The sequence below is a fragment of the uncultured Gimesia sp. genome (genome assembly GCF_963972345.1).
GTDB lineage: Bacteria > Planctomycetota > Planctomycetia > Planctomycetales > Planctomycetaceae > Gimesia.
Window position 1 is genome coordinate 1 of sequence record NZ_CAXAVM010000243.1, and the last position, 9,944, is coordinate 9,944.

Genomic DNA, 9,944 nt, shown 5'->3' on the forward strand with positions numbered 1-9,944 from the left:
TTCCAAAGCCATAAGGAACCCGGACCAACAGGGGACCATCGAGTCCGGTGGCCAGAATCTCGCCGGTCGAAATTTCAATGCGGCTGGCAGTAGCGACTCCGCGAATACGGGAGCGGACAGCAGCAAATAATTCCAGGCTGCTCAAGTCTCGAACATTAGATGTACCCAGAATTTTGACGGGGACCCAACTGGCATATTCACTCTGCTGATACGCGTCTCCATCTTCTCCGACACATAATACCAGGTGACCGCCATTAGCGACCCACTCGCGAATCGCCTTGTTTTTTTGAGTTCCCGAAGAGAAATCGGCATCTACGACAAGGGTATCCAGCGTATCATAGCCATAAGCCGATTCGGGCAGAGATGCCTGGTCTTCAATCAAGGTGACATATTGATCAAGATTCTGGTCGAGTTCTGGCAGTGAGTCGGATGAGACTGGCTCCAGTCCACCGATGGCACCTATCGTGGCCCAGAGTTCGACAGATTGTTTCAAACCAATTCCCATGAACCGATTTTGTCTGGACTGGGGCGCATAAGAAAACTCTTTCAGGATTGATTGCGTCTCAGCATCCCGCAGGCGGATTTTCAGGGGACTATCCAGCAGGCCACTTTTAAACTCCGAAAACAGCTGGTACGTTCCCGGGGTTTTGAGTGAATAGACCTGAGAAGGAACTTCGGTGGGATTACCATCCGGTGAGAGTGTAATCACAGAGAGTTGGACTTCGAGAGGTTCTTCTGTCTTTAATTCAACGTAGACTGGAACCCAGCGTCCTACCTTAAACAGACCATCAAAGCCAACCTGGAGATCAGTAACTTCAAGGGTGTCCGTCTGGGGATCTGCTGCCAGAGAGAACGAACTGTTTAACAGGATGCTCAGCAGCAGGACCAGCAGAATCGAGAATCGAACAAACAGAGATGATTTCATGTGTTTCTATTCTGGTTTCGACAAGGTGAGGTTTCGCCTGGCGACCAGTTTCGGAAATTACGGTGTACGGAAATATCGAAGTACGCAGAAGTTACGCAGCGCGCTGAATTAACGGATCAAGTGATATTATGGCTTGGAGTGGGATCAGTCTCAATGCATTGCCTTTACAAATAAAGGGTTTCCGCAGATTAACCAGTTCTTCATTCAATGACTGCCCGTCAGATCACTAAGCAGATTCCTGAATTTTTCGATTGCGACTTCGGGAATTGTGTGAGGACCGACAAACTCAGAAAAGTCGACAGGAAAATCATGCCGTTCCAGCATCTCTTTTAACCAGAGGGCTCCCGCGAAGGGGAGAATCGGATCCTGGGTTCCGTGACTCTGTTGAACTGGAAATCGAGGTGACTGGTCAGCCAGTTGTCCCCAGCGTTGTTGGCAGAGTAACGTACCAGACCAGATCACCAGTGCTGCCGGTGGCTGGGGCAACTGAAAAGCAATTTCAGTTGAGACCATTGAACCTTGTGAAAAACCGGCCAGAACGATCCGGGAAAATGGTAATCCCGATTCCTGTTGGACAGCCAGAACGAACTCCAGCAATTGCTGACCTGCTTCAATCAACCCTTCGGGTGTTTTATCCCGCTGGTCCCTGATCGTTCCCGATGCAATCGCAGCATTCAGTTCCGCGACATCCAGCATCCACCAGGCCCGCCCACCGGGCATTCCCATCTCCAATAAAGAAAGTGGGGCGGCTGGAAATATCAATCGGACGCGCTCTGAAAGCTGAGGTTGATTTCTCAGGATCTCCGGGCCCAGGGGAACAAGGTCATCTCCCGGGGCACCAAAGCCATGACTGACAATGACAATGAGTTCCGGGGATTGATCGGCAGGTAACTGATCATAAATCTGGCAATTGAGTGGACCAAACGTACGTGTCGTGAGGGGCATGGTGAAAAACTTCCGAAGTATCTGAATGGATTGTGTTTATGCAGAATTTGTATGCAGAATTTGTAATTATACGCTGAATCAGACATCGGAAGAAAGGGCAGGGAATCTGGTTTCCGCCGCTTTGAGATCAATTTGAAGCAACTGTCATCGAATTTACATCAGAACTTGTGAGGACAACCGGTCTTTCCATTTGTTCGGGGGAGAAGTGTTAGAAGTTAAGTGACTGGACTGCAGTAATTTAGATGTAGTGTGCCAGTTTGCTGAATGAAAGGAACATGCTTTGCCTTTTCATCAACCAGTTACTGTTGCAGTCTGGCGGTCAATCGTTCATCAAGTCAGCCTGGCAGGGAGTGACCTGAGCAGAAAGAAAGCAAGATGTTTCGCACCATTCACAGTCCATTCAATATCGCAGTCATTTTACTCAGCTCAATTCCAGTGAATTTTGCACAGGCGCAACAGACGGATGTCGCGACTCTGGGGGAAAGTCTTAACCGAGACTCGTTTACAGTCTGTCGAGAAATACGCACCAGGTTTCGCGGGATCAGGGGACAACGTCAGTTATTCGACAAGGCCTATGAAATTCATGAACTGGCAGATAATATCCATCGAATGATGATCCTGCAGGCACCGGTGCAGGGCATGCAACAGGCATTGTCAGACTTGGAACGACTGGTGGATGATTTAGACCATTCACTGGCTGTCATGCCATTACCTGTTCTCAGAGAGCCTGTCATCCGACCAACGGGACCAAACGGTTATATCTTTGAGGGGGGGAATGGTTATCCCCAGCCCCGATTTCAGTATCGAGGATTTCCCTACCGGATGATACCAGAGCGTGAAATGAAAAGTTTAAACCAGACACTGGAAGGAATGCAGGCGAACATCAGCCAGTTGCAGGCGCATTTCAATCCGCAGCCTGTTCGTCCGCCTGTTCGAGAAACCTTTCCGACCCCTGTTCCTGAACAGGAATTCAAAGAGAACCGTTCACGGCCTGAAACTCAACCGGTTGAGCCATTGATGCCGGATCGGGAAAATGACTGGCAGCCTGCCCGAAAATCGTTACCTCAGTTTCCGTCGGCACAACCACCCAAACCGAAGGCGCCTGTGAGTGGTGGTCCGGAATTATTACCGCCACTTCCCTCTGCAGACTGAAAGTGGAACCGGAGAAAGGTTCGATTTCACAACGGTTGTGTTTTCTTCGAGGATAGTTCAGTATTACTTCAGAAGCTGTTTCTGAATGTGATACGAATCTGGCTGGAAGGGACAATGATGGAATTTGATGTCGAGGAAGTGACTGCTTACCTGCATCAGCACATTCCAGTGACACGGGCAATGCAGTTCAGTGTTTTGCCTGTCTCTGAGGGGGCGTTAAAACTGAGCGCCAAACTGACCCCCAACCTGAATCATCAGGAGACCGCCTTTGGAGGCAGTATTGCGAGCCTGGGAATCCTGGCAGGCTGGACCTTGATTCATCTGCGACTCAGAGCCGATCTGCAAAAATATAAAATCGTCATCCAGAAAAGCGAAATTGAGTTTCTACGACCGATAGAATCCGATTTTACTGCAGAGTGCCCTGTGCCCGACGATCGTGTCTGGTCACTGTTTCATGACAGTCTTCAGCGAAAACAGCGCGGACGAATCGCGTTAGAATCGACAGTGAAAGTCAACGGTCAAATTGCAGCGGTCATAAAAGGAATCTTTGTCGCAAAAGTATTATGAACAGCTTCAGAGATCAGGTTACTTGTCTTCAGGGAGATTTTGAGATTCTGATTCTGTCGGTTGTATCTCAGGTGGTGCGATGAAGCTTGACTTATTTTCGTAATACAAGTGAATATCCCGTTGAGGAAAGGCGATTTCAATTCCTGCTTTGGCGTATTGTTCATGGATTGCCGTGTGGATTTCGTGGATGACAACCAGGCGTTTATCCAAGTCCGGCAGATAGGCCCGTAAAATCAGGTTTAAGGTACTGTCTCCGAAGGATTCAAAGGTGATGCTTGGCGGCGGATCTTCCAGAACCAGGGGATGATCAGTGAGAATTTTCAAGGCGATATCAGAGGCATAATTTGTGTCTGATCCATACGCTACACCGACGGTGAGAGTAATACGATTGACCGAATCGGTTAACGTCCAGTTAAGCAGTTTGCCAGTAATGAAATCGCGGTTCGGGACAATATATTCCTTGCGATCCCAGTTGGTAATCGTGGTGGCACGCATACGTATCCGGGAGACCATGCCGGTAATGTCGTCGACGGTGATAATATCGCCGACACGAATCGGGCGTTCGATCAAGAGAATCAGACCGGAAACGAAATTGGCAAAGATTTCCTGAAGTCCGAAACCCAGGCCGAAGGTTAACGCGGTTGCCAGCCATTGCAGTTTGGTCCAGCCTATTCCCATCGTGGAAAAGACGACAAAAATTCCAATCAAGACTACAAAATAACGGGCGAGTGTGGTGATCGCATATTTGACTGAAGCTTCAAGAGGCAATCGCTGCAGGACCAGAAATTCCAGCAGACCGGGTGCATTATTAGTCGCGACAACAGCAAACACAGCGAAGATCAACGCCATGCCAAAGTCGAGGTAGGTGACAGGTTCCAGCCGTTCCGTAACTTTGCCGTCTTCTCCAACGACTTCGACTGCGGTAGACCAGAGTTTGTAGTCGACACTATCCAGCCGATTAAAGGCCGGCAGAGTATCCCCCCAGATCCAGAATGCTCCTACCAGCAGAATGACCGCCATGCTGGCATTCACCAGCTTTTTGATTTGGGCGGAGATCTTGGTGAGATCAGCCGGGTTCTCTTCTTCGGTAGTGATTCCGGCAATATTCGTTTCTGAACTGGATTCGAGTGATTCCTTGCGGAATGCATCCAGGCGTTCCTGATTCTGCTGGTAGCTGAGTTTACGGTGATGAATCAGAATCCAGCGTAATAAAATCGCTCTGAAAAGAATGACGACCAGGAACAGCCAGAGCGTCAGAAAGATCAGGTGGAACAGGCTCATGGCTGTAAAGTAGAAACCAATCAGAGCCAGGAAGATCAGTAAGCAGGGAACAAACAAGGCCAGGAAATAAACCACAAATTTCAGGCGGTCATACCAGACTTCATGGTTGTAATTCATGATGGATTGAAATAGTCCGGATCGCGGGTGAAATACACGACGGGCAAAAATTGTATAAGCAACCAGCAAGGCGATGAAAAACAGGCGTTCGAGCAGGTCCTGTGTGCGATCGACTTCTTTCCCATGCAACAGCATGGTAATGAACAGCAGGGGGATGGAAATGGGAATGACCCAGCGAATATTTTTACGTACATATAATACGGTCTGTTTGTACCAGCCAAAATGGGATTCTCCCAGACCGAGGGGACGGCAGATCTGTCTGATAAGCTCCCAGAAAAACAGCAGCCAGCCTACCTGGCGTAAACTGGAATCGACGGCTTTGACAAACGGAGGGACATCCGGGTGACTGCCTACCCGCCAGGCAATGAACCAGATGAAACCAGGCCAGACAATGGCAATAAACAATGTGAGGAACGCGACTCGCGCGGTGATCCCGAATTTTCGAAAACTGCTGCGGATGATTTCTTTATTGATAATCCTTAGCTGCTGACGCACATTGTATGCCAGATACAACAGGCTGAGGAAACAGAAAAATGCTGTGAAATAAATGACAGGATTACTGAATACATCCTCTCCCACAGCTGTATAGACCTGTTTCCAGTGGGTGGGAGAAAACAGCCACCGCAGTGTGTGGGAAGTCTGTTTGATTTCTGAGATTGAGATGGGAGGCGAACTCTTGATCCAGAAAATCCGTTCCTGAATATAGTCGGCATAGGCTTCCGTCTCTTTGACCAGTTGTTTTTCCGTGGTATAGATATCAAGCAGTTTGGTGAAGTAGCTTTTATTGCTGCGAATCAGTGTGTCCAGGTATTCTTTTTGTTTGGTCAGCGTTTCTTCGATGATATTTTTGAGATTGAGTTCTTCTTCTTCTGTCATCTGGCGCGAACTGTTTTGTCTGATTTCATCAAACTTTTCATCGACCGAGGGAAAGTCTGCCCAGGCATCATCCAGTTCGAACTGTTTCAGATTTACCTGGTCGATCGTTTTACTGTATTTTTCAATGTCCTGTTTACGGGTTTCAATATCGGGCAGGTTTGCCTGCTGACTGCGAAGCATTAAGCCAATCGGGCCAGTCAGGCCAATGGAATCTTCTTTTGCCTTGGTCTGGTCAAACTGTTTTCTGAGCTCTTCGAGAATCTTCGTTGATTGAGAGTATTTTTTATCAGTGGTCTCGATCTTGCGAGTCAGTTCCAGAATCTCTTCTGCATATTTCTGGTTCTTTTCAGCAAGTGGCTGCAGGAGTGGATTCGTTTCGAAGACCTGCTGCTTTGCTTCCCGCACCCGCATCGCGGCTTCTCGATCGCGCAGCTTTTTGATCTGCGCTTTCAGCGCGTCTACACGCTCAGTCTGTTTTTTTACTTCGAGCTTTAAATAATCCTGATTCATCCGGGGGAAGCCAATTGCTTCTTCGGCTTCATAAACAGTCAATTCGCTTTTCAGGGCGGGCTTTTCTGCTTTTCGCATGCTCAACCGTGTGGCGAGTTCCATTCTTCTGGCATCGGTGACCGCTGCTGGTTCATCAGCCGGAACAGGCAGTTTCAGTTGTTTCTCCAGCTCACTGATTCGGTCATCCAGTTCGGTAACCCGGGTGAGAACTTCTTTCTGACGAGTTGACCGGCGGGCGATTTCTTCATCCCAGCTGGCAGCAGCAGCTTTGTCTTTTTCCAGCTCGGCTTCTTCCTGGACCAGTTGCTGTTCTAACTGGGCAAGTGTCTGGTTTTCTGTAAAGGTGAGAGCCGGTTGCTTGTTGAGCTTCTCAATCTCCGCTTTTAAATTCTCCAGACGCTGCATCGCATTTTGAGCGGATTCGATATTTCGTTGTGCGTCAGACTGATAATCAGTTGTTTTCTTGAGATTGTCCAGAGACTGGTTATAAAAATCGAGGGCCTTCTTCTGATTCTCTTCAGAGAGGTCTTTCACCTCTTTCAGCTGTTCGATCCGCTTTTGCACGGTCTCACTGGTAACTGTTGGTGTTTGTGGAGTCGCGGCAGGCGTCGCTGGCGCTGGTGTTGCTGGAGGGGAAGTCGGGGTAGGGGCGTCGGTCTGCGTCTGTCCTTGAGCCTGAATGATCGAAAACAGAATCAGGCACAGGCAGATGACAGGTGATAAAAATGATTTCAGCGAATTAGAACGAACGGGCATACGAGATCATGTTTCTCAAATAGATAAAGCTGATTTGGCAGATGAGGTGCCTTTTCAAAATTGAACGTCGCCCAGTTTAGTAGTTTTCAGTAGAATAGAGCAAGGTAGGATCAAAGCCAAGTAATGATCAAAGTGTGCAATCGGACGAATTCTTCCTTCCTCAAATCGGAAAAGCGGTATTTCCCGACTGATTATCGGCAACAGCAGACATCTGTTGATCTGTTCCGTTTATCAACGAGGCTGTCAGGAATTGGAGGAACAGCAGGTGCAGGATAAGTTTAATCGGTGATGAATGATTAAAACTATTTGTCAGGAGTCCTGCTGGAAGGATTCTGTATCGATCATACTGGAATAGGGAGACAGATGCTGTTGGATGATTTGAGCTTTGGTAATTAACTTCGCCAGGTCAATCAGGTTATCCACTTCAAATTTCTGCAATATCGATTTACGTCGCATCACTATCGTTCTTTGTGACAGGTCCAGAATATGTCCAATACTTTTATTGGATTTCCCTTTCAGGAGAAGTTGCATCACTTCCGATTCCCCGGCTGTTAAGCGGTCTACTTTTCTCTGAAATTCACCCAGCCAGCAACGTCCCTGCCGTTGTTCTGAATCCAGGAGTATGGCAGCAATAATACTGTCCCACAATTCCTGTTCCGAATATGGTTTTTCCATTACCGTCAGCGCGCCCTCTGACATCGCGGCGACGGTATTGGATACATCCACATAGGCTGAGAGAATAATGGTGGGTATTTCGTATCCCGTTGACTTCATGAGCTTCAACAGTTCGATACCGTTACAACCCAGCATGCGCAGGTCGGACAGGACACATCCACGAATCTGGTTGTCAGTCTCTGAAAAAAATTCTTCGGCTGAAGCAAAAGAGTCGGCTTGAAAACCCATGGAATCAATCAGATCGGTGACGGAAGAACGCACTGCTTCGTCGTCATCAACAATATACACCCGAGGGGAATAATCGGCTGGTAGTTTAAGTTGATTATTCATCAGATTAGCCACCATCTTAAGTTCCGAAACAAAACAGGTGATCCTGTTTCGGTGTCGTGAATGTTTTTCATAACGTCTCTGTCATGTTTTTCTCATGAAAGAAAAACAACAGTATTCAGCCCGAAAATAACATGTCACTGAACTTGAGATAGAGATTTTGCAGGAGACCTTGATGCATTGATTTCTGTTGCGGAGAATTCAATACAGTCACCTGGGACAGCGAGCTCAGTTATGACAGGACTACGATGATCAAATCTGTCAGGAAAATCTTCTCTCTTATGATTCAAAGAAAGGGAGGGATTATCCTGCACGACTGATGCAAAGAGTCCTGAAATGTTACATTACAAAATTCTATCACATTTCAACAATTTGCCTGCGCGTTCTGACTGCAGATCTTCTGTGAACCTACTATTCAAAAGCTTCGGGTTCCTTTTTTGACGAATGTAGCACCTTTCTACACAAAAAAATGTTCATTGTTAGATGCCTGCTGGAGGTATAACTCGGTAGCTTATCAAGGGTTCTAGGTAAAATGGTTTATACAATAGACGGTATTCCTGATAGGGAAATGAAATCATTCAGAGTCCTGTTTTTCGATACTCAAACCCATGCCATCACAGTGAGTCAGCTGGCATGAAACGGTTGTATATTCTGGTTCCGGAACTACGGTTGGCAACTCGGTTTGAATGCCTTTACCATTCTCGTTCTTCGAGTTGTGCAATCGCCTGATCCCGTTCCTCCCGTGTCATATCCAGATCAAACAACAGGAATTTTGAATCAAGTCGCATCTGGGCCAGGGAATCGGTCAGCATATTCAGAATCTCGATTCTCCGCTGAGAGTATTTCACAATTTTGTGATAGCAGTCTGCCAGTTGTTTCTGTTCCGGATAAGGGAATGTCGAAATGATTTCACCGAGTGCAGCTATTTCTGCAGGTATTGCATCAGGATCAGGTTGATTAAAACGAATCGCTTTTTGATTCATGAGGGAAACTCCTTAAGCTTATGACTCGAAGTCAGTATGGAAAATTACTGCTGACTTGCCTGTCGATATCCAGCTTTACGTTTTGCCGATTACCAGATTCCCAAGAGCGAAGCAGGGCGGGACGACCGCTCTATTTCAGGGGCCTGAACCCAGTCACAGCATTGTTTCAAGGTACCTGTGAATTTCGGTTTGTCTGCAACGTAAACGCTCCATAATTCATCACGGACAATCGGGATCTTTTCGGACAGTTTTTCAATGACGAATTTCTGCATGACGAACTCCTCAGATCAATGGAAGGAAGTGACTCTCTGATGTCAGTATTTCTGATCAACAGATCCGCTGTGAAAAAAGTCTAGGTTTTGATTCATCCCTCGATGAGGGAATGAGGCGCAAAGTATTTTGTCCCGAGAGAATCAGATTGCCTTCAAAAATCGATGGCCGGAAATTCCGCTTCCACCTTTTGCGCAGATGCGCAAAACGGATGATGCTCTGCGCAACTCTCCCAGGGGAAGGGGCCGTCAGGGTTAAGATCGCAGCGAATCATCAGAGCGAAGACCATTCCGGAAGAATTTAAATTGACTGTGTAATTCGACGTTGTTATTCTGGTGTGACGCGTTACGTATGTGGGACAGACGACTTTGTCGGAGAAATCATGAAAGCGGCGACGACGAGTGTGCCAGCGCTGGAGCGGGGCCTGGATGTTCTGGAAGCACTGAATCAGGCTCCCGAGGGCCTGGGGATCAGCGAACTGGCGACACGGCTCTCACTCAATAAGAATGCCGTGTTTCGGATTACCCATACTCTGATGGATCGCAATTATCTGGAACGTG

The 9,944-nt window shown here is 47.6% G+C and carries 8 protein-coding genes; 2 read left to right on the forward strand and 6 right to left on the reverse strand.

Features of this window, described 5'->3' with window-relative positions:
- Both AACZ40_RS26025 and AACZ40_RS26030 read right to left on the reverse strand, forming a co-directional pair.
- The coding region (locus AACZ40_RS26025) for a hypothetical protein (protein WP_339676461.1) at positions 1–925 on the reverse strand (925 nt) is incomplete at its 3' end.
- A gap of 204 nt (positions 926–1,129) precedes the next feature.
- On the reverse strand, positions 1,130–1,870 hold the full coding sequence (locus AACZ40_RS26030) for a hypothetical protein (RefSeq protein WP_291172836.1): 741 nt from the start codon (positions 1,868–1,870) through the stop codon (positions 1,130–1,132).
- 375 nt (positions 1,871–2,245) lie between these two features.
- On the opposite strand from AACZ40_RS26030, the gene AACZ40_RS26035 reads away from it, so the two are divergent.
- Together AACZ40_RS26035 and AACZ40_RS26040 are read left to right on the forward strand one after the other, a co-directional pair.
- Positions 2,246–3,022, forward strand: a complete 777-nt coding sequence (locus AACZ40_RS26035) for a hypothetical protein (protein WP_291172833.1) — start codon at positions 2,246–2,248, stop codon at positions 3,020–3,022.
- A 114-nt stretch (positions 3,023–3,136) separates the two neighbouring features.
- Entirely contained in the window at positions 3,137–3,589 is a 453-nt protein-coding gene (locus AACZ40_RS26040) for a YiiD C-terminal domain-containing protein (RefSeq protein ID WP_291172830.1), read from the forward strand.
- Between the two features lie 18 nt (positions 3,590–3,607).
- On the opposite strand, the gene AACZ40_RS26045 is transcribed toward AACZ40_RS26040, so the two are convergent.
- From AACZ40_RS26045 to AACZ40_RS26060, 4 genes are all read right to left on the reverse strand, one after another.
- Positions 3,608–7,129, reverse strand: a complete 3,522-nt coding sequence (locus AACZ40_RS26045; RefSeq protein WP_291172827.1) for a mechanosensitive ion channel domain-containing protein — start codon at positions 7,127–7,129, stop codon at positions 3,608–3,610.
- A 309-nt stretch (positions 7,130–7,438) separates the two neighbouring features.
- Entirely contained in the window at positions 7,439–8,134 is a 696-nt protein-coding gene (locus AACZ40_RS26050; protein WP_291172826.1) for a response regulator, read from the reverse strand.
- A gap of 689 nt (positions 8,135–8,823) precedes the next feature.
- On the reverse strand, positions 8,824–9,114 hold the full coding sequence (locus tag AACZ40_RS26055) for a transcriptional regulator (protein WP_291172823.1): 291 nt from the start codon (positions 9,112–9,114) through the stop codon (positions 8,824–8,826).
- Positions 9,115–9,203: 89 nt separating this feature from the next.
- A complete protein-coding gene (locus tag AACZ40_RS26060) occupies positions 9,204–9,386 on the reverse strand; it encodes a hypothetical protein (protein WP_291172820.1) in 183 nt (60 codons plus the stop codon).
- Between the last annotated feature and the right edge of the window lie 558 nt (positions 9,387–9,944).

Excerpts from the sequence above, each read along its gene's own strand:
- AACZ40_RS26055 (WP_291172823.1), bottom strand. The coding sequence starts at position 9,114 with ATGAATCAAAAAGCGATTCGTTTTAATCAACCTGATCCTGATGCAATA.
- AACZ40_RS26045 (WP_291172827.1), bottom strand. The coding sequence starts at position 7,129 with ATGCCCGTTCGTTCTAATTCGCTGAAATCATTTTTATCACCTGTCATC.
- AACZ40_RS26050 (WP_291172826.1), bottom strand. The coding sequence starts at position 8,134 with ATGAATAATCAACTTAAACTACCAGCCGATTATTCCCCTCGGGTGTAT.
- AACZ40_RS26040 (WP_291172830.1), top strand. The coding sequence starts at position 3,137 with ATGATGGAATTTGATGTCGAGGAAGTGACTGCTTACCTGCATCAGCAC.
- AACZ40_RS26060 (WP_291172820.1), bottom strand. The coding sequence starts at position 9,386 with ATGCAGAAATTCGTCATTGAAAAACTGTCCGAAAAGATCCCGATTGTC.
- AACZ40_RS26030 (WP_291172836.1), bottom strand. The coding sequence starts at position 1,870 with ATGCCCCTCACGACACGTACGTTTGGTCCACTCAATTGCCAGATTTAT.
- AACZ40_RS26035 (WP_291172833.1), top strand. The coding sequence starts at position 2,246 with ATGTTTCGCACCATTCACAGTCCATTCAATATCGCAGTCATTTTACTC.